At 70.3% G+C, this 20,163-nt stretch carries 14 protein-coding genes; 8 read left to right on the top strand and 6 right to left on the bottom strand.

All coding sequences use genetic code 11. From position 1 onward, the window contains the following. Positions 1–237: 237 nt before the first annotated feature. Positions 238–744 carry a DUF6301 family protein gene (locus ASG53_RS09300; protein ID WP_056131887.1) on the top strand — a complete coding sequence of 169 codons (507 nt, stop codon included), beginning with the start codon at positions 238–240 and terminating at the stop codon, positions 742–744. Between the two features lie 10 nt (positions 745–754). On the opposite strand, the gene ASG53_RS09305 is transcribed toward ASG53_RS09300, so the two are convergent. From ASG53_RS09305 to ASG53_RS09320, 4 genes are all read right to left on the bottom strand, one after another. Then, on the bottom strand, positions 755–1,696 hold the full coding sequence (locus tag ASG53_RS09305) for an ABC transporter substrate-binding protein (RefSeq protein ID WP_056131890.1): 942 nt from the start codon (positions 1,694–1,696) through the stop codon (positions 755–757). 116 nt (positions 1,697–1,812) lie between these two features. Then, the gene (locus ASG53_RS09310) at positions 1,813–2,802 is read right to left on the bottom strand and encodes an alpha/beta hydrolase (RefSeq protein ID WP_056131893.1); all 990 of its coding nucleotides are present in this window, start codon (positions 2,800–2,802) and stop codon (positions 1,813–1,815) included. Beyond that, positions 2,795–4,273 carry an MFS transporter gene (locus tag ASG53_RS09315; protein WP_056131896.1) on the bottom strand — a complete coding sequence of 493 codons (1,479 nt, stop codon included), beginning with the start codon at positions 4,271–4,273 and terminating at the stop codon, positions 2,795–2,797. The genes ASG53_RS09310 and ASG53_RS09315 overlap by 8 nt, the downstream gene beginning before the upstream one ends. Before the next feature lie 257 nt (positions 4,274–4,530). Continuing rightward, on the bottom strand, positions 4,531–5,595 hold the full coding sequence (locus ASG53_RS09320) for a LacI family DNA-binding transcriptional regulator (protein ID WP_235533890.1): 1,065 nt from the start codon (positions 5,593–5,595) through the stop codon (positions 4,531–4,533). A 198-nt stretch (positions 5,596–5,793) separates the two neighbouring features. Between ASG53_RS09320 and ASG53_RS09325 the strand changes: the two genes are divergently transcribed. From ASG53_RS09325 to ASG53_RS09345, 5 genes are all read left to right on the top strand, one after another. After that, positions 5,794–7,068, top strand: coding sequence for an extracellular solute-binding protein (locus ASG53_RS09325; protein WP_056131903.1), 1,275 nt, complete (start codon positions 5,794–5,796; stop codon positions 7,066–7,068). Between the two features lie 9 nt (positions 7,069–7,077). Further along, the gene (locus ASG53_RS09330) at positions 7,078–8,031 is read left to right on the top strand and encodes a carbohydrate ABC transporter permease (RefSeq protein WP_200945484.1); all 954 of its coding nucleotides are present in this window, start codon (positions 7,078–7,080) and stop codon (positions 8,029–8,031) included. Then, positions 8,028–8,951: a carbohydrate ABC transporter permease gene (locus ASG53_RS09335; RefSeq protein WP_082543946.1), complete on the top strand. Its 924-nt coding sequence runs from the start codon at positions 8,028–8,030 to the stop codon at positions 8,949–8,951. Before ASG53_RS09330 ends, ASG53_RS09335 begins: the two co-directional genes overlap by 4 nt. A 175-nt stretch (positions 8,952–9,126) precedes the next feature. Next, positions 9,127–10,419 carry a glycoside hydrolase 5 family protein gene (locus ASG53_RS09340; RefSeq protein WP_056131906.1) on the top strand — a complete coding sequence of 431 codons (1,293 nt, stop codon included), beginning with the start codon at positions 9,127–9,129 and terminating at the stop codon, positions 10,417–10,419. Between the two features lie 183 nt (positions 10,420–10,602). Continuing rightward, a complete protein-coding gene (locus tag ASG53_RS09345; protein WP_056134000.1) occupies positions 10,603–13,611 on the top strand; it encodes an alpha-mannosidase in 3,009 nt (1,002 codons plus the stop codon). A 188-nt stretch (positions 13,612–13,799) separates the two neighbouring features. On the opposite strand, the gene ASG53_RS09350 is transcribed toward ASG53_RS09345, so the two are convergent. Beyond that, positions 13,800–15,338 (bottom strand): MFS transporter, encoded by a 1,539-nt coding sequence (locus ASG53_RS09350; protein ID WP_056131908.1) that lies wholly within the window; start codon positions 15,336–15,338, stop codon positions 13,800–13,802. Between the two features lie 132 nt (positions 15,339–15,470). On the opposite strand from ASG53_RS09350, the gene ASG53_RS09355 reads away from it, so the two are divergent. Both ASG53_RS09355 and ASG53_RS09360 read left to right on the top strand, forming a co-directional pair. Beyond that, entirely contained in the window at positions 15,471–16,178 is a 708-nt protein-coding gene (locus ASG53_RS09355; protein ID WP_056131911.1) for a TetR/AcrR family transcriptional regulator, read from the top strand. A gap of 16 nt (positions 16,179–16,194) precedes the next feature. Beyond that, positions 16,195–17,037 carry a TSUP family transporter gene (locus tag ASG53_RS09360; RefSeq protein ID WP_056131914.1) on the top strand — a complete coding sequence of 281 codons (843 nt, stop codon included), beginning with the start codon at positions 16,195–16,197 and terminating at the stop codon, positions 17,035–17,037. 204 nt (positions 17,038–17,241) lie between these two features. On the opposite strand, the gene ASG53_RS20595 is transcribed toward ASG53_RS09360, so the two are convergent. Further along, on the bottom strand, positions 17,242–20,097 hold the full coding sequence (locus tag ASG53_RS20595; protein ID WP_327286725.1) for a glycosyl hydrolase 53 family protein: 2,856 nt from the start codon (positions 20,095–20,097) through the stop codon (positions 17,242–17,244). Between the last annotated feature and the right edge of the window lie 66 nt (positions 20,098–20,163).

The following is a 20,163-nucleotide window of genomic DNA, read 5'->3' on the forward strand; positions in this document are numbered from 1 at the left end:
TCTGACCTCATGAGGTGTCGTACGAGACCGGTGCTTGCTCTTTCGGGGGACGCGCCGGGCCTCTCGGCAGGGGCGGTCCGCCCTTCCGGCACGCGCACCTGCTCACCATGGGCGGCCACAGGCGCACCTCGCAACGCAGAGGTTGCGAGATCGCCATCGCGGGGGTGCACGGAGGTCTCTGCCGGCTGGACGGGCCCGACGAGGTCCAGGACGACGGAGCCGCCCTAGGATCGTCGGATGGACGCGCTCTCCAGAGTCACCGACGCTCAGATCGACACCATCTGCGAAGCCTTCGTCTCGGTGTCGTGGCCGCTCGGTCGGGACGACTTCAAGGCGCTCGCGGAGCGTCTCGGATGGCAGCTGAAGCTGGAGACGTCGAGCGGAGTCCACCACCGTTCTGGGTACTCCGTGAACCTGCCGACCGTCCGTTCCCTCGTCGCAGATGATGCGCTAGCCCAGGTCACGATCGCGGTCTCCGACAAGAGCGGCGACTCGAGGGGGCTGCGGGGCGCCGCAGATGGGCTGCAGTCAGCGCTGAGCGGACGATTGGGTCAGCCCTCCGGATCCCAAGACGGAGACCACTACTGGGAGCTGGACAACGGCGGCAGGATCTGGCTCAAGACGGTGCCCAAGAAGGTGCTGCTCGTCGTGCAGGGGCAGCGATTCGCCGACGTGGAGCGGGCCGAGGAGCGTCTGGGCATCGGCCCCGACCTCACGCTGGGTGCCGGCGACGGCACTGACTGACGCCGTCCGGTCAGCTGGTCGTCAGGGTGTCGAGCAAGGCCTGGGCGGTCAGGACGTTCCCGAACAAGACGTCCTTCGACGGGATCTGCGAGTACGTCGCGTCCGGGGCCATGACGCGCAGCAGGTCTTCGACCTGCTGCGCGGAAGCCTCGGCGCCGGCGTCGACGAGGATGACGATGTCGTCGGCGACGAGCAGGTCGAGCCGCTCCAGGCTCACGTCGACCGCCTGCGTACCGTCCTCGCCGAGGTCCTGGACCGCCGGCGCCTGGCGGCCGAGGTCGAGCGCGACCGACCACGGGAAGGATCCTTCCTGCGTCATGTACCGGACCCCGTCGGTCCGTACCCGGACGATCGACAGCGTGCCCGTGTCCTGCGTCGCGGTCGCTGCGGCCTCGGCGGCTCGCTCGTCGTACGCGGTGACGAGGTCGGCTGCAGCGTCCTCCCTGCCGAGGAAGCCGCCGATCTGGGTGAGGGTGTCCTTCCAGCTGGAGGGCGTGTACTCGACGGCGACGGTCGGGGCGATCTGGGAGACCTGCTGGTAGAGCTCCTCGGCCCCCTCGCTCTGCATGACGATGAGGTCGGGTTCGGCGGCAGCCAGCGCCTCGAGGTTGATGCCTCCGTCGGAGGTCCCGACGTCGGCGGGCTCTCCGTCGAGCTCCTCACGCACCAGGGGCGCGTAGTCGCCAGTCAGTGGCGGGACGACGGCAGCAACAGGGTCGATGCCGAGTGCGACGACAGCCTCGAGCGTGCGGTCGCCGTCGAGGACCGCGACGCGGTCTGTGCTACCCACGTCGGTCGCACCGAAGGCGTGCGTGATGGTCGTGGTCGCGGCAGTCGCAGACGACTCAGGAGGCGAGTCGGTCTCGGTGCTGCACGCGGCGACGAGGCCGACAGTCAGAGCTGTGAGAAGAGCGAGTGCTGGGCGTGGGCGTGGGATCGCCGTGAGGTCCATGACCAGAAGGTTAGCCTGCCCTTACATCTGGTGGTGACGGCGGCCGAAGACATCTCTCATCCCTTGGGATGCGAGCCCGCTCGTCCGATCCTCGGCCGCCGACGGGTACAGCCTGCCTAGTCGAGCGCGGCGACCGGCGTCGGCGTCGCCAGCAGGCGTCGCGTCCAGTCGGCCAGCGCCGCTGTCGCGCTCTTCGAGACAGCCGCCTGCGGCACCATGCTGGTGAAGCCGTGGAAGGCGCCCGGCCAGACGTGCAGCTCCGCATTGACACCAGCAGCCCACATCGCGCTGGCGTAGGCGACAGTCTCGTCGCGGAAGACCTCGGCGCTGCCGCAGTCGATGTAGGTGCGCGGCAGTTCTGAGAGGTCTGTCGCGCGGGCGGGGGCGGCGTACACGGACACGTCGTCGGTGGCGCGGCGCTCTCCGAGGTAGGCGTCCCAGCCGAAGCGGGTCATCTGCCGGTCCGCGACCCCGATCCCGTCGATCTGCTGGGTCGAGACGGTCTCGTCGCGGTCGTCGAGCATCGGTGACACCAGGATCTGGGCCATCAGCGCCGGGCCTCGACGGTCGCGCGCGAGGAGCGCGACGCCGGCGGCGAGCCCAGCGCCCGCGCTCTGCCCCGCGACGACGATGCGCTCGGGATCGATACCGAGCTCTTCCGCGTGCTCGGCCACCCACACGAGCCCGGCGTAGCAGTCCTCGACCGGGTAGGGGTCCGGGTGCTCGGGGGCGAGGCGGTAGTCGACGCTGACGAGCACGACGTCGTGCTCGAGGAGCCAGTCGTAGGAGTCCATGTTGGACAGGTAGTGGCCGAACATCATCCCGCCGCCGTGGATGCCGTAGACGGCGGTCGTCGCGCCGGTCCGGTCGGCACGCTGGATGACGGCGAGCTGGATCGGGTCGCCGAGGTGGCCGGGGACCGTCACGGTCTGCCGTCCGTAGCCGTGGGACCGGAGGCGCTCGTCGAGGACCTCCTCGGTCACGTCGAGCTGGCGCATGTGCGGCAGCATCTCGACGGTGAGCGTGAAGGGGCCACGTGCCTCGAGAGCGGTGAGGAAGGTGGCGAGCTCGGGGTCGAACGGGGGGCGGGTGGTGGTGTCAGACATCGGAGGGCTCCTGGACGATCGGGGTGGACGAGGGGGTGGTGCGGCGCGCACGGACGGCGCCGAGACCGACGAGCGCGGCGGCGACGGCGGTGAGGGTGAGGCCGGCGACCGAGATCGCCGCCTGGAACGAGTGGGACTGGGCCGGGGTCCACGTCGTGGCGGTGATGCTGCCGCCGACGAGGGCGGCGAGGATCGTCCCGGTGGCGGCGATACCGACCGCCGTCGCGAGCTCGCTGGCGGTGTCGACGAGCGCAGCCCCGACGGAGGTGCGGTCCGCTGGCAGGCCACGGAGGACGGTGGTGCCGGCGACGACACCGACCACCCGCATCCCCGCGGCGACGAGCACGAGTCCTGTCAGGACCCAGGGATAGCCGAAGCGCCCGAGCGTGGCGAAGACGGCGAGGCCGGCGACGACCGCTGCGGCGCTCGTCCATGCTGCGCGGTCGAGGCCCACTCGTCGCACGAACGGTCCGACGAGCCGTCCGCTGGCGAGCAGGACCACGACCTGCGGCAGGGTGCCGACAGCAGCGAGAGCCGGCGACCACCCCCACGCGAGCTGCAGCTGCAAGGTCACCATGTACGACAGTCCCGCCATGGCCAGGCCGGCGGCCGCCTTGTACGCGAGGCCGCTGGCGACCAGCGGCTGGGTGACGAGCCGCAGGTCGAGCAACGGGTGCCGTGCGGTGCGCTCCCGGACCACGAACCCGGTCGCCGCGACGACGGTCGCGGCCATGGCGAACCAGGCGGTCCGGTCGGAGGTCGAGACGACGAAGAGGGTCGGTGCGACGAGCGCCCCGATGACGGTCGCGGTGCCGAGGAGGGCGCCCGCGACGTCGACGGGGTCACGGTGCAGGTCGTCCGGCCGATCAGCGGAGATGCCGGCCCGGATGCCGAGGAAGGCGATCGCGGCGATCGGCGCGTTCGCGACGAGGAGCACCTGCCAGGGGGCCACGGCGAGGACGAACCCGCCGACGGTCGGTCCGACCGCGAGCCCGACGAGCCCTGCGGTCGAGATGACCGTGAGCGCCCGGACGCGGAGGTCCTCGGTCGAGAACAGGCGGAAGGCCAGCGCCATGGATCCCGGCGTCGTCATAGCGGCAGCGACCCCCATGAGCCCGCGGACGACGACCAGCTGCTCGACGGAGGTGACGATCACGGTGAGCATGCTCGTGCACGCGAGCAGGGTCAGCCCCACGAGCATGACGCGGCGGCGGCCGACGCGGTCGGAGACCGCACCGAAGAGCAGCATGAGTCCGCCGAAGACGACCGAGTACGCCCCCGACACCCACTGCAACGACCCTGTGGAGGCCGCGAGGTCGCGGCCGATCGTCGGGAGCGCGACGTTGAGGACCGAGTTGTCGAGCATCTCGAAGAGGAACACAGCGGAGAGACCGGACAGCGCGACCCACGCGTCTCGGAGGCGTGGAGGGGACGACGAGACTGTGGTGGTGGCGACGGTTCGCACGGGCATGGGCGCACTCCTTCGATGAAGAAGTGGCGACTCCGGTGAGACGCGTACGCGGCTCCGCTCGCCGGGGCGAGGCGGGTTTTTTCCCTCTGCGGCAGACGATAGCCCATCCGGGTTCAGATCTACCAGTACGCCCCCTGCCGCGACCTGCGGCGCTCTACCCGACGCCGGTGTGCGGGTGCAGCAGCGGGGTCGCGACGCTGGGGGTGAGGCGCGTCGCTCGTCTCACGGGTGACGACGCAGGTCGGGCCGGCGGCTGGTCACCCCTGCGCGTCGAGCGACGGCGCCGTGCTCTCCCTCACCGACAGCGTCGGTGTCATCCCCGCGACAGACTCGACCATCGCATCGGACCCCGCCGCCGTGACCACCTGCATGAGCGTCCGCGCAGCAAGCTCCCCGAGCGCGTACGTGTCACGCGTCAGCGCGGTGATCGACGGCCGCACGAGCCGCATCGCGATCGAGTCGTCGAAGCTCGCGATCGACAGCTCGCGGGGGACCGCCACCCCCTCCTCCTGCGCGACGCGCAGCCCCGCGAGGGCCATGACGTCGTTGTCGTAGACGAGGGCGCTCGGGCGGTCGTCGCGGCGCAGCAGCTCGAGCGTCGCGGCCGCTGACTCCTCTGCCGAGTAGTCCGTCTCGACGGACACCGGGGTCCCGGCGTCGTAGCGTCCGACGCAGTCGTGGAAGGCCTGGCGGCGCAGCTCGGTGTGCTCGAGGTCGAGCGGACCCATGACGTACCCGACACGGCGGTGCCCGAGGGCGAACATCGCGTCGAAGAGGCGGGTGGCGACCTCGTGGTCGTCGACCCAGACGGTCGGGACCGTCGGGTCGACGCTCGGGTGGCTGCCGATCTGCACAGCAGGGAGCCCGAGCTCCGCCACGAGGGCGACGCGCTCGTCGTCGCGCCTCGGGTCGATGAGGATGACGCCGTCGACCCGCTGGGTGGCCTGCCACGTGCGGTAGGCGTCGACCTCCTCGGCGAGGGACGCGACCACGAGGGTCTGCAGGCCGGTGTGCGTCGGGGCGAGGCCGGCCTGGATGCCGGCCATGAGCTCGGGGAAGAACGCCTCGGTGCCCAGGGTCCGGGCGGGACGGTTGAGGACCAGCCCGATGACGTCGGCCCTGGACCCGCCGAGGGCGAGCGCCGCGGAGCTGGGGCGGTAGTGGAGCTCGGCGGCGACCGCGAGCACCTGCTCGCGCAGCTCCTCGCTCACGCCGGGCCGCCCGTTGAGGGCGAAGGAGACCGCCGCCTTGGAGACGCCCAGCCGCACGGCGATGTCGCTGAGCGTCGCACGGCGGCGCGGTGGTGTGACCCGGGGACTCATCATCGATCCTCACCTCAGTCGGCACTTAACCGGTTGACACGGCCTTGACTTACTCGGTTTAGTTGCCAAAGATACACCTCATCACCCAGCGTCACCGCGGTCATCTACCCGGTGTCCCGACGGTCACCTCGGCCCATCACGGCGCGCCGCTCGACGACGAGCGCCGCCGGCCGGCCCCTCCAACGAAGGAGCAGCACCATGAGGTTCTCCCGCACACCACTGGCTACAGGAGTCGGCGTCCTCGTCGCCTCAGCCCTGCTCGCAGGCTGCGGCGGCGGAGGGTCGTCAGGCGGCTCCGACGCCGACGGAGAGGTCGCCGGCTCGATCCGGTTCCAGACCTGGTCGCTCACGCCGACCTACAAGGAGTACCTCGACGGCGTCATCTCCGACTTCGAGGCGGCCAACCCGGGCACCTCCGTCGAGCTCGTCGACCAGCCGGGCGACGGCTACTCCGAGAAGGTCCTCTCGCAGGCCTCCACGAACACGCTCCCGGACGTCGTCAACCTTCCGCCGGACTTCGTGCTCCCGCTCGCCGAGCAGGACCTGCTCTACGACGTCAGCCAGAGCACCGACATGGACGCCACCTACGTCAACGGGTCGGTCGACGCGTTCCGCTTCACCGGCAAGGACGGGGTCTACGGCTACCCCTGGTACCTCGGCACGGACGTCAACTACTGGAACGCCGAGCAGCTCGACGCGTGCGGTCTCGACTCCTCGGCGCCGCCGGCCACCACGGACGAGCTGTTCGAGCAGGCCTCGACGATGGCCGAGAACTGCCCCGAGAACTACCTCATCAGCCGCGTGCCCGGCGTCGGCGACTTCACGCTCGAGGGCATCGACATCCTCAACGAGGACGGCACCGAGTTCGTCTTCAACACCCCCGAGGCCGCCGCGATCATCGACCGCTATGCTGCGGCCTACGCCAACGGCGAGATGCCGCCGAGCGTGCTCAACGCCGACTACCTCGGCAACTCCCAGCTGTTCACGCAGGGGAAGGTCGCCTGGACGACCGGCGGCGCCACGTCGATCGACGACTTCCAGAAGGACAACCCGAGCCTCGAGGGCAACGTCGCGATGAGCAAGGCGCTCAACATCTCGCCGCTCTACGTGCAGGGTGTGAGCGTCTCGGCGAACAGCGAGAACCTCGCGACCGCCATCGCCTTCGGTGAGTTCGTGACGAACGCGCAGAACCAGAACGACTTCGCCCGGGTCGCCAACGTCTTCCCGTCGACCCTCGGGTCCTCGGACGACTCGTATTTCACCGAGACCGACGGCACCCCGTCGGGCGACGCCCGGGTGCTCGGCTTCGCCTCCCTCGAGACCGCCGAGGTGCTCACCCCGTACACCGTGAACGGTGCGATGAACGACTACCTGGCCCAGCAGATCGCCCTCGCGATCCGCGGCGACATCAGCGGTCAGGAGGCCCTCGACGCGTCGGTCGAGAAGCTCAACGACCTCCTGGCCCGCCAGTAGGACGCGGAGATGACCGTCACCGACGTCTCCGCTCCCGCCGCGGGAGGACCGGTCTCCGGTCGTCCCCGGCGGGACACCGGGCCCACACGCACCACACGCCGGATCACGCCGTGGTTGTTCCTCGCCCCCGCGCTCGGGTGGCTCATGGTGTTCTCGATCTGGCCCTCGCTCAACACGGTCCGGATGGCTTTCACCAACGCCAAGCCGCTCGGCGGGAACGAGAAGTACATCGGCTTCGAGAACTTCTCGCTGATCCTGCGTGACGACCAGGTCGTCAACGCGCTGGTCAACAGCGTGGTCTTCATGCTGGTGTGCCTGCCGCTGCTGACAGTGCTGCCGCTGCTCATCGCGCTGCTCGTCGAGAAGAAGATCCCAGGCATCACGTTCTTCAGGACGGCCTTCTACACGCCGGTCATCGCCTCGGCGGTGGTCGTGGCGCTCATCTGGACCTTCATGCTCGACGACCGCGGCCTCGTCAACGGGCTCGCGCAAGAGCTGTCGATCATCCAGGGTCCGCTGCCGTTCCTCACCGACCGGTGGCTCATCGTCCTCAGCGCGGTCAGCCTGACCGTCTGGAAGGGCCTCGGGTACTACATGATCATCTACCTGGCGGCGCTCGGGAACGTCGGGAAGGACCTCCACGAAGCGGCTGCGATGGACGGCGCCGGTGCGGTCCGACGCTTCTTCGCCGTGACGCTCCCTGCCGTGCGCGGCGCGATGCTCCTCATCGCGGTGCTCGTCTGCGTCGCCGCGCTGCGCGTGTTCAGCGAGGTGTTCATCATGACCGGTGGCACGGGCGGCGCCGGAGGTGAGGCCATGACCCTGGTCATGCTCATCCAGCAGTACTCGCGCGGATTCACCGGCGACCTCGGCTATGCGAGCGCCTTGAGCATCCTCATGTTCTTCATCACGCTCGTCCCGCTGCTCCTGCTCGGCAAGCTCAACGGAAAGGGCAGCGAATGAGCCCCGTGACCGACCAGAAGACCCCCGCCGTCGTCCCGCCCACGCCCGCCCCGCCGGAGAGGAAGACCCGTCGCCGCCAGTCGAAGGTCTTCGGGTCGGTGACCCGGCGCGAGCTCGTGCTGCGCTACGTGCTGCTGATCTTCGTGCTGCTCATCTCGATCGGACCGTTCCTCTGGCAGCTCTCGACCTCCCTCAAGAGCACCGGCGAAGACATCTACACCCGCATCCCGCAGCTGTGGCCGTCCGAGCCGACCCTCGACAACTACACCCGCGTCATGGATGCGATCCCCGTGCTGTCCTTCATCGGGAACTCGCTCTTCGTGGCCGCCCTGGCCGTCGCGGGCAACGTCGTCTTCTCGACGCTCGCCGGCTTCGCGCTCGCACGGCTGCGCTTCCGCGGCCGCAAGATCGCGCTCGGTCTGTTCCTCGCGACGCTGATCCTGCCCGGCGAGGCGACGATCATCGCCAACTTCGTGACCATCCGGAACCTCAACCTCGCGGACACGCTGCTCGGAGTCGCCCTGCCGGGGATGATCGCCGCGCTCAACGTGCTGCTCATGTACAACGCGTTCCGCCAGCTGCCCGGTGAGATCGACGAGGCCGCCGTCATCGACGGCGCCAACGCCTTCCAACGGTTCTGGAGCGTCTCTCTGCCGTCGGTGCGCGGGACCGTCGCGGTCATCGCGATCTTCAGCTTCATCGGCGCATGGGATGACTTCCTCTGGCCGCTCATCGTCCTCACCAGCCCTGACCAGTTCACGCTGACCATCGGGCTGCAGTACCTCTCGGGGACCTTCGCGAACGACCAGCGGATGATCGCGGCAGGCTCGATGATCGCGTTCATCCCGATCGCCATCGTCTTCGCGACGCTGCAGCGGCACTTCTTCAAGGGCATCGAAGAGGGCGGCGTGAAGGGGTGAGCGTCCACCCACCGAATCCGCTGCTCGCAGCCGAACCCGGCACCTCGTCCTCACACCCCCGGAGCACCTCCATGAGATCTGTCCTGCCCGACCCGCTCGACCGGCACCCTCTGCACGAGCCCGGTCGGAACCCGGCACCCGGGACTGCCGAGCGTCCCGGCAGGAGGTCCGAGCGATGAGGTTCGGCATCAACTACACGCCGCGTGTCGGCTGGTTCCACTCGTGGCTCGACCTCGACCTCGACGAGGTCCGCCGAGACTTCGAGCAGATCGCCGGGCTCGGTCTCGACCACGTGCGCATCTTCCCGCTGTGGGACCTCATCCAGCCGAACCGCGGGCTCATCCGCCCAGCCGGTCTCGCCGCTGTCGCCGACATGGTCGACGCCGCGGGGGAGGCCGGGCTCGACGTGAACGTCGACGCCCTGCAGGGTCACCTGTCGAGCTTCGACTTCCTGCCCGCGTGGCTGACCACCTGGCACGAGCGCAACATGTTCACCGACCCCGAGGCGCTCGCGGGCCAGGAGAGCTATCTCCGGGCGCTCGGCGACGTGCTGCGTGACAAGCCCAACCTCCTGGGGCTGACGCTCGGCAACGAGGTCAACCAGTTCGCCGCCCGGCCGCACCCCCGACCGCACGAGATCGACGCGCCCCAGGCGCAGGCCTGGTTGGAGCGGCTGCTCGGCGCCGCGCGGCAGGTGACCGACGGGATCGTCACCCACGCCGCCTACGACGCGACCTGGTACGACGAGCGTCAGCCCTTCGTGCCCCAGCACGCCGCCGAGCTCGGCGACGAGACCGTCGTGCACTCGTGGGTGTTCAACGGCGCTGCCCAGCGGCACGGTGGGCTCGGGACCGGGTCGGTGCGGCACGCCGAGTACCTGGTCCAGCTCGCGGCTGCGTGGCACACGGACGCGCAGCGCCCCGTCTGGCTGCAAGAGGTCGGGGTCCCCACGACAGTCGTCGACCCTGACGACGCCGTGTCCTTCCTCGAGCAGACCGTCCGGAACTCCGCAGACGTGCCGGGGCTGTCGGGCATCACCTGGTGGTGCTCGCACGACGTCTCGCGCAGCATGCTCGACTTCCCGCCGGTCGAGTACGACCTCGGGCTGATCGACGAGCACGGACGTGTGAAGCCGACGGGTCACGCCTTCGCCGAGCTCGCCCGCGAGCTGCGCGACGCCCCTGCACCTGCACCGTCTGCCGCCGGGCTGGTGCTCGACGACTCGGCGCCGTACAGGGCGTCGTGCGCACCCGGCGGCAGCTTCTTCGACGCGTGGATGCACGCGGCCGACCGAGACGGCCGGGGACCGCAGGTCGTCCTGCAGTCCCGCGTGGACGACAGCGTGCTGCTGGACGGCCGCGGGGTCGCCCGCCTCGAGAGGCCGACCGGCGGCGCTGACGACTCGACCGAGACCGTCGGAGACGACTCTGCGCTCCTCGGGGGAGCGGCCGCGACGCTGTCGACCTGACCGGTGCGCGTCACACGACCCGCACCCATCGGGCGAGGCTCGCACCTCGTCCACCTCGACCGGATCTGACCGCCTCGACCTCGTCTCTCCGACCTGCCACGCCTCACCCACCGACCCGAGCCGACCGACCCGCCGCCCGCAGTGCTGCGGACCACCGCTCCCGACGAACGGATCACCCAGACCATGCACGACGACATCCCCCTCACCACAGGACGGGCCGCCCGTGTCCTGACCGAGCGCATCCGCCCCGCGATCCACTCCCACCGCACGCCTGTCGACGTGTCGTGGCACGAGCTCCCCGGGGAGCCCATCGCCCCGGCCGAGGGTCGGGCGCTCGACTTCAGCCCCTTCGAGGTCGGGTCCCTCTGGGGACCGGCCTGGGGGACCACCTGGTTCCACCTCGCGGCCACGGTTCCTGCCGAGTGGGCCGGCCGCCGGGTCGAGCTGCTTGTCGACCTCGGCTTCGACCAGAACATGACGGGCTTCCAGTGCGAAGGCCTCGTCTACACCGCCGACGGTGAACCCGTGAAGTCCCTCAACCCGCGCAACCAGTGGGTGCCGGTCGCCGACCACGCCGACGGTGACGAGACCGTCGACCTCTTCCTCGAGGCCGCCTCCAACCCTGTCCTGCTCGACTACCACCCCTTCCTCCCCACCCAGGAGGGCGACGTCCGGACCTCCTCGCCGAAGCGCCTGTACACCTTCCGGCACGCGGACCTCGCGGTCTTCGAGCCCGAGGTGCACGAGCTCTCCCTCGACGTCGAGGTGCTGCTCGAGCTCCAGGCCGAGCTCCCCGAGAGCTCGCCGCGCCGGATGCGCATCCTCCAGGCCCTCGACGACGCCCTCGACGTCCTCGACCTGCAGCGCATCCCCGAGACGGCTCCCGACGCCCGTGCCGCGCTCGCCCCGGCCCTCGCCTCGCCCGCCGAGGCCAGCGCGCACGTCGTGTCGGCCGTCGGTCACGCGCACATCGACTCCGCCTGGTTGTGGCCCGTCCGCGAGACGATCCGCAAGGTCGCCCGCACCACGTCGACCATGACCGAGCTCATCGGGCAGACCGACGACTTCCTCTACGGCATGTCGAGCGCGCAGCAGTACGCGTGGATCAAGGAGCACCGCCCCGAGGTCTACGCCAAGGTCAAGGCCGCCGTCGCGGACGGGCGCTTTCTGCCGCTCGGCGGCATGTGGGTCGAGTCGGACACGGTCATGCCCACGGGTGAGGCCATCGCCCGGCAGTTCCTCTACGGGCAGCAGTTCTTCGAGCAGGAGTTCGGTGTGCGCTCGGCGGGCGTGTGGTTGCCGGACTCCTTCGGCTATTCCCCGGCCCTGCCGCAGCTCATGCGACGGGCAGGCTTCGACTGGTTCTTCACGCAGAAGATCTCGTGGAACCAGGTGAACAAGTTCCCGCACCACACCTTCGCGTGGGAGGGCATCGACGGGTCCCGGATGTTCACGCACTTCCCGTCGATGGACACCTACAACTCCCAGCTGTCCGGCATGGAGGTCGCCAAGGCATCCCGCCAGTTTCGCGAGTCGCGCGTCGCGACAGGGTCGATCGCCCCTGTCGGCTGGGGGGACGGCGGTGGTGGCACCACGCGTGAGATGACCGGCAAGGCCGAGCGCCTCGCCGACCTCGAGGGCAGCGCACGCGTGCGCTGGGAGCACCCCGACGTGTTCTTCGAGCGGGCCAAGAGCGAGCTGCCGAAGCCGCCGGTCTGGGTCGGCGAGCTCTACCTCGAGCTGCACCGCGCCACCCTGACCAGCCAGCACAAGACCAAGCAGGGCAACAGGCTCACCGAGCACCTGCTCGTCGAGGCCGAGCTGTGGAGCGCGACGGCTGCCGTCCGGGCCGGGCTCGACTACCCGCACGACGCGCTCGACGCCCTGTGGAAGCAGGTGCTGCTGCTGCAGTTCCACGACATCCTGCCGGGCACCTCGATCGCCTGGGTGCACCGTGAGGCCGTCGAGCAGTACGCCCGGGTGGCGGCCGAGGCGACAGCGATCATCGAGCAGGCCCAGGCTGTGCTCGCAGGGGAGGGGCAGGAGCGCATCGTCTTCAACGCCTCGCCGCTGCTGCGTGACGGCGTGGCCGGTCACTCGGCGGCTGTCGCGGCGCCGGCGACCGGGACCGTCTCCCTGACCCAGGCCGACGGGACGCTGGTGCTCGAGAACGACCTCGTCCGCGTGACGATCTCGGCCGAGGGTCTCATCACCTCGGCCGTCGACCTCACGACAGGGCGTGAGACCGTCGCGACAGGACAGGAGGCGAACCTGCTCCAGCTGCACCAGGACTTCCCGAACATGTGGGACGCGTGGGACGTCGACAGGTACTACCGCAACCGCGTCGACGACCTCCGCAGGGTCGACGCCCTGCACCACGAGACGCGCGACGGTGCGGCACACGTGCGCATTGAGCGGTCGTTCTCGGCGTCGCGTGTGGTGCAGGAGCTGGTGCTCAGGCCTGGGTCGCGGACCGTGGAGATCACCCAGACCACGGCCTGGCACGAGACCGAGAAGTTCCTCAAGATCGCCTTCCCGCTCGCGATCCAGGCCGAGCACACGTCCGCCGAGACACAGTTCGGCTACGCCAAGCGCGTCACGCACACCAACACGAGCTGGGAGGTCGCGAAGTTCGAGACCTCGATGCACAGGTTCGTGCACGTGAGCGAGCCGGGCTTCGGCGCTGCGCTCGTGACGGACTCGACCTACGGCTACGACGTCACCCGCGACGCCGACCCCGAGACGGGTGTGACGACCACGCTGCGGCTCTCGCTGCTGCGTGCGCCGCGCTTCCCCGACCCGGAGACCGACCAGGGGGAGCACACGCATCGCTACGGGTTTGTCATCGGTGCGTCGACGGCCGACGCGACCGAGGCCGGGCTCGCCCTCAACCTCCCGGCCCGCGAGCGGACCGGGTCGCCGGTCGAGGCCCTGGTCTCGGCCACCGACGGGATCGTCGTCTCGGGCGTCAAGCTCGCGGCCGACCGCTCGGGCGACCTCGTCGTCCGGGTCTACGAGCCCGACGGGCGTCGCGTGACCGGGACAGTGCAGGTCGCGGCTCCTGCCGCGGCGGTCCACGAGGCGTCGCTCATCGAAGACGTCGCGGCCGAGGTCTCAGCACCCGGCGGCGAGATCGCCGTCGCGCTCACGCCCTTCGAGGTGCGCACGTACCGGGTGCGTCTGGCGGGCTGAGCCGAGAGGAACGGGGCGGCCGCCGGTCCGGAGCGCAAACGACAGCGTCACCAGCCGTCGCGCCGGACCTACGCGCCTCCGGGCCTCTTCTCGACCGCCTCTCTCACACGACGACGCGCCTGCGAAGATCTCGCAGGCGCGTCGTCGTGCTGAGCTGGGTCTGGTCACGACCCGGTGCAGGGCGATCGTCAGTGCGCGACGACAGGGGCCTGGTCGCCGTCGAGCGGTGCGCTCGCGGCGGCTCGTGCGGCTCGGTCGGTGCGGGTGCGGAACAGCGACACCGTCGCGATCCCGCCGAGCAGGAAGATCACGGCTGACGCGGTGTAGGCGGTCGAATAGCTGTGCAGGGCCGCCTCGGCCATGACCTGCGGGGTCTGGGAGGACTGCGTCGCGATGTAGCTGGTCGCGGCCGTCGCAGCGAGCGTGTTGAGCAGCGCTGTGCCGATCGCGCCACCGACCTGCTGCGAGGTCGAGACCATCGCCGAGGCCGCTCCAGCCTGGCGGCGGTCGATGCCGAGGGTCGCGATCTGGAAGGACGGCGGCATGATCGAGCCCATCCCGACACCCAGCAGGATCAGACCTGGCAGGACGTGGATGTAGGTGCTGTCGACCTCGAGGAGCGTGAAGGAGAACATCGCGAGGGCGCCGAGGGCCATGCCGATCGGCACGATGATCCGCGGGCCGAGGCGCGGCAGCAGGATGTTGTTCTGGATCTGCGCGGTGATGATGATCGACACGACCATCGGTAGGAAGGCCGTGCCCGTACGCATGGGGCTGAACGCGAGGGTCGCCTGCAGGTAGTAGGTGAGGAACAGGAACACGCCGAACATGCCCGAGCCGGCGACGAGGATCGCGATGAACGCGCCGCCGCGGTCGCGGTCCAGGATGATGCCGAGGGGCAGGACCGGGTTCGCGGAGGTCCGCTGACGCAGCACGAAGGCGACGAGCAGCACGACGCTCAGGGCGAGCGAGACCCAGGTGACGGGAGCGTCCCAGCCCTGCGGCTCGGCCTGGGAGAAGCCGAAGACGAGGGCGAAGAGCCCGACAGACCCGAGCAGCACGCCCGGGGCGTCGAGGGACTGACGACCCGAGTGCCCGCCGCGGGGGAGCAGCACGGTGCCCGCGACGAAGGCGATCACCGCGATGAGCACGTTGACGTAGAGGTTCCAGCGCCAGTCGAGGTTCTGCGTGAGGAAGCCGCCGAGGAGCAGGCCGATGGCGCCGCCCATCCCGGCGATCGCGCCGAAGACACCGAAGGCGCGACCGCGCTCCTTGGGGTCGGTGAAGGTGGTCGTCAGGACCGAGAGAGCGGCCGGTGCGAGCACGGCTGCGAAGACACCCTGGAGCGCACGGGCGCCCACGAGCATCGGGAAGTTCACGGCTGCTCCGCCGAGGGCGGAGGCGAGGGCGAAGCCGACGAGGCCGATGAGGAACATGCGGCGGCGGCCGAGCATGTCGGAGAGCCGCCCGCCGAGCAGCAGCAGGCTGCCGAAGGCGAGGGCGTAGGCGGTGACGACCCACTGGCGGTCGTTGTCGCTGAAGGCCAGGTCGAGCTGGGCCGAGGGGAGGGCGATGTTCACGATGGTCGCGTCGAGCACGACCATGAGCTGGGCGAGGGCGACGGTCGCGAGGACGAGCCAGCGGCGCGAGCCGTGCGTCGACGTCGGGGTCGCCGCCAGCCCGGCGGGCGGAGCCGCGGGCTTCTGGGGCGTGGAGGGTGAGGGCATGGGTGTCTCCGGGGACGTCGTGGTCGGAGCACTGACCGTAATACAGAACTGACCAGTTCCGGAACCCCTCGGTCTCGATTTGTTCTTCGCGGTGCTCTCTGCCCACAATGGGCACCGACGAGAGGGGGCCTGATGGACGTGGAGCACGAGGACGTGACAGCGACGTCGCCCGAGCGCGCACGCCGGCCCGGACGGCGCCGGGACGAGTCGCGCGACGAGGCGATCCTCGACGCGACCCGCGAGCTCCTCGTCGAGCGCGGCTTCGAGAACATGACGATGGACGCCGTCGCCGAGCGCGCAGGCGCGGGCAAGGCCACGCTCTACAGGCGCTGGCCGTCCAAGACGCATCTGACCGTCGACGCGATCACCTGCCGGCGCTACGGCGACCTCACCGTCGACGACATCCCTGACACGGGATCGCTCCGCGGGGACCTGCTGAGCATCCGGCAGGTCAAGCACCTGCGCTCGGACACCGAAGACCTCATGGCCGGCCTGACCGCCGTCATCCGCGAGGACCCTCAGGTCGCCGCGGCCTTCCAGCGCCAGTTCGTCGAGGCGCGGACACAGCTCATGCGTGACCTGCTCGACCGCGCCGAGCGCCGGGGCGAGATCCCCCCGGGGCGCGACCTCGACATGATCGCGACCATCGCCCCTGCGATGATCTCCTACCAGAAGGTCACCACGGGCAAGCCTCTCGACCCCTCGTACCTCGAGAGGCTGGTCGACACGGTGCTCGTCCCGCTCGCGACGGCCGAGCACCCCGGGTCCCAGGACCTGGCCGACGGGGCCAGCGCTCTCTGGACGTCCGCCGACGAGCAGGCCGGGGTGCCTGGACGCTGAGCGTCCTCCACCCTCCATGACCCTCACGACCTGGCTCGTCCTCGCCCTCGTCGCGCTCTCGGTCGGCGTCTCCAAGTCCGCACTGCCGGGGCTCTCGACGCTCGGCGTCGCGCTGATCGCCACGGTCATGCCTGCGAAGGAGTCGACAGGGCTGCTGCTCCTGCTGCTGCTCTGCGGGGACCTCGTCGCGGTCAGCAGCTATTGGCGCCAGGCGGACTGGCGCTTGCTGTCCAGGATGCTGCTGCCCGTGCTGGGCGGTGTGCTCGTCGGGGTGGTCTTCCTCGCGCGGGTCGACGACCTCGTCATGCGCCGGACCATCGGCGGGGTGCTGCTGGCGCTCCTCGCGGTCCGCGCCCTGCGCTGGTTCGTCGACCGTCGGTCGGCCCGGCGGGCGGAGCGCGATGCCGCGCAGGACGGGTCCGGCGACGCCGGTGCCGCTGACGCCGCTGACATGCCGGTCGCGCTCGGTGCGTCGGTCCCTGCAGAAGACCTAGCTGCTCAGCGTCCGCACCTCGGGGTCGGGTCGGTCTACGGGACCCTCGCCGGGTTCACCACCATGGTCGCCAACGCGGGCGGGCCTGTCATGAGCCTCTACCTGCTGTCGGTCGGGGCGACCAAGCTGCGGTTCATGGGGACCGCCGCGTGCTTCTTCTTCGCGACCAACCTCGTCAAGCTGCCCTTCTCGATCGGTCTGTCCCTCGTCACCCTCGACACCCTGCGCACGGCTCTCGTGCTCGTGCCGCTGGTCTTGCTCGGGGCGGTGGTCGGCAGGCGCCTGCTGCGCTCGATCGACCAGAAGCTCTTCGAGAGGCTCGTCATCGGCCTGACCATCACCGCGAGCCTCTTCCTGCTGCGCTGACCGGACGACCAGGCGCAGCGGCTCGAGATGCCGGAGCCCGGCACCGGGGACCGGAGAAGGGCCGCGCAGCATCGTCGGTCCGGAGCGGGGCGCCACCACCGAGCACCGACGACGACGTCCACCGGTGCAGACCACGACGGGCCAGGACCCGAGGAGCTGTGCTCCTCGATGTCCCGGCCCGCCGTCCGGTGCTGCAGCTCCTCGTCAGCGCACGGGTGAGGTACCCGCGCGGTGGCGGCGCAGGACGAGCACCGTGGCACCCGCCGCGACGAGCAGCGTGGTGAGCCCGGCGAGCAGTGCCACGTCGGCACCGGTCTGGCTGAGCGTCCCGGTGGCGGTCGTCCCCGTGCCCGAGCCGGCGGCAGGTGTCGCGGCTCCGGTCGGCTCGGTGGTGCCCGGGGCGGTCGGGTCCGTCGGTGTCATCACGGTCGCGGCGGCGACCGTGATCTCGGCCTGGGCCAGCACGACCCCGGAGGCGTCGCGCGCCTGGAGGGTGTGCGTCCCGGCCTCGAGGGTGGCCGGGATCGTCACCGTCGCGGACGCGGTGCCGTCGGTGACCGTCACCCCGGCCAGACGCTGGTACTCGCTCTCGATGCCGATCTCGACCTCCGGGAGCTCCAGCCCGGTGACCGTCACGGTGACGTCGTCGCCCGCGGTGACCGACGTGGCGTTGAGCGTCATCTCCGGGGTGCCCGGGACCTCGGGGGTCGTGGTCCCGTCGACGGTGACGACGACAGTGGCGGTCTGGTCCTCGAAGGTCACCGTGAGCGCCTTGGTGCCGGGAGTCGAGAAGTCGGTCCCGGTCACTGTCGCCTGGGCGGTGACGTCGGCCGTCGAGCCGTCAGCGTAGGTCGCCGTGACCGTCATCCCGGCCGGGTCGAAGGTGTCGCCGACCGCGTAGGTGGTGCGGGTCGGCGGCGTGACGGAGATCGAGACGAGCTCGGCCTCGATCTCGACGAGCCCGGCGACAGCCGCGTCGACGAGGGCCGTCGCAGCGTCCACGTCGTCCTGGGTGGCGCGCGAGCCGGAGAGCACGACACCGGCCGTCTCGACCGCGAGGTCGAGGGTCGCGAGCGACTCCGGGGTGTAGAGCGCGCGGTCGACAGTCTGGGCGACCGCGAGGGCGTTCTCCAGGCTGCTCGTGTCGATGTCCCCGGACGTCTCGACGCGGGTGAGGCGCAGGTCGTCGAGGTTGCCCCAGGCTCCTGCGCTCAGGGAGTACCGGGCTGCGACGGTGACGGTGCCGTCGTCGCCGACGACCACGTCGCCGACGGTCGCGGTGCTGAAGACGCGCCACCCGTCGAGGGTGATCGGGGCTGAGAGCTCGGTCCCACCGCTCGAGGCGCTCAGGGTGAGGGTGTCGGTCGGTCCGACTGCGCCGCCCTGGCTCTTCGCGGTGAGCGTGTAGGTCCCGGCCGGGACGCCGGTGATCGTCTGCTCGACGCTGAAGGCGTAGGCGGCATCGTCCCAGAACTTCAGGGCGCGGGCACCGTCTGCTGCGTCGACGTCAGCGGTGATCGACGCGCCTGTCCCCGCACCCGGCCCGCTGAGGGTCCACGGGGCGGTGCTCGCGTCTTCGAAGCTGTGGTTCACGACGTGGTTGACCGCGGTGACCGTCACTGTCGCCGAGACAGCGACACCGTCGACCGTCTTCCCCGAGATCGTGTACGTGCCGGGGCCACGGATCCAGTCGACCGAGATCGACCAGGTGACGGGGTGCGCCTCGACGCTGCCGTCGTTGTACGTGACCTGGACCGTCGCGGGCAGCGCGACGGGCGAGCCGTCGGCGACGCTGAGGGTGACCTTCTCGACGCTGACGACCTCACGCGGCGCGGTGGCACCGGTGCGGGCGTACTGGAAGACGCGGAGCGACTCGAGCGGTTTCCCCTGGACGTCGAAGAGCGCCTGGTTGTCCCACGACGACCCGCCGTACCACTCGCCGGCGTCCTCGGGGTCGTACTCGGCCGCGTAGCTCGAGGCCCAGCCGGAGCCGTGCGCCTCCCACAAGAGCTTGTTCTGCTCGAGCTGGTCGGGCGTGCCCACAGGCAGCCACGCGGGCTCCCAGTAGAAGACGCCGATGCCCTCGGGGCCGACGTCGCTCACGGCCTGCATGACGTCGCGGACCGCCGTCGCCTGACCCTGGACGGAGGACGGGTACTTCGACGAGACGGTCGCGGGGCGGATGGTGTTCTCGTGGCCGTCGCCGTCCTCGAGGGTGTAGTTCCACGAGGTCTCGGCGACCATCACCTGCTTGCCGTAGGTGGTCGCGACCTGGTCCAGCACAGTCGTGAGGTTGCTCAGAGACCCGTGCCAGAAGGGGTAGTACGAGCTCGCGAAGACGTCGTAGTCCACGCCGTAGGTGTCGAGCTGCTTCGCGATGCTCGCGTAGGAGCCCGCGCGCTCAGGGTTGGTGAAGTGCACCGCGACGAGGGCGTCCGGGTAGACCTCGCGGACGGCGCTGCTGCCCGCGCTGAAGATCTGCGACATGCCCGCCCAGCCCGTGACCCCGGCGACGCCGTTGTTGGTCTCGTTGCCGACCTGGACCATGCCGACGTCCACGCCGGCGTCCTTGAGCTGGGTGAGGGCGTCGGCCGTGTACTCCTCGGTGGCCTCGGCCTTCTGCGCGACCGTCATGGCGGACCAGGCCTTGGGGGCCTTCTGCTTGGCGGGGTCGGCCCAGAAGTCGGAGTAGTGGAAGTCGACGAGCAGCTTCATGCCGTGCGCTGTGGCGCGCTCGCCGATCTCGACCGCCGCAGCGATGTCGTTGTCCCCGCCGCCGTAGCCGTTGCCCTGCGCGTCGAAGGGGTCGTTCCACACTCGGACGCGCACGTAGTTCACGTCGGCCGACTCGAGCACGTCGAAGACGTCGGCGGTCTGGCCGTCCCAGTCGCGGAACGTCACGCCGCTCTCCTCGAGGGCCAGGATCGAGGAGATGTCCACGCCGTTGATGAAGTCCGCGGGGAGGCCGTCGACCTTGTCGACCACGATCCCGGCGTCGACAGGTCCGGTGGGGTCGTCGGCCGCGCTCGCGGAGGTCGCGAGGAGCGGGGTGAGGAGCACGGCACCTGCCGTGGCCGCCGCCGCGAGACTGCGGGGGAGACGTCGTCGTGCTGGGTGCATTCGGGG

Origin of the sequence: Sanguibacter sp. Leaf3 (assembly GCF_001425965.1) — a bacterium.
Lineage (GTDB): Bacteria > Actinomycetota > Actinomycetes > Actinomycetales > Cellulomonadaceae > Sanguibacter > Sanguibacter inulinus.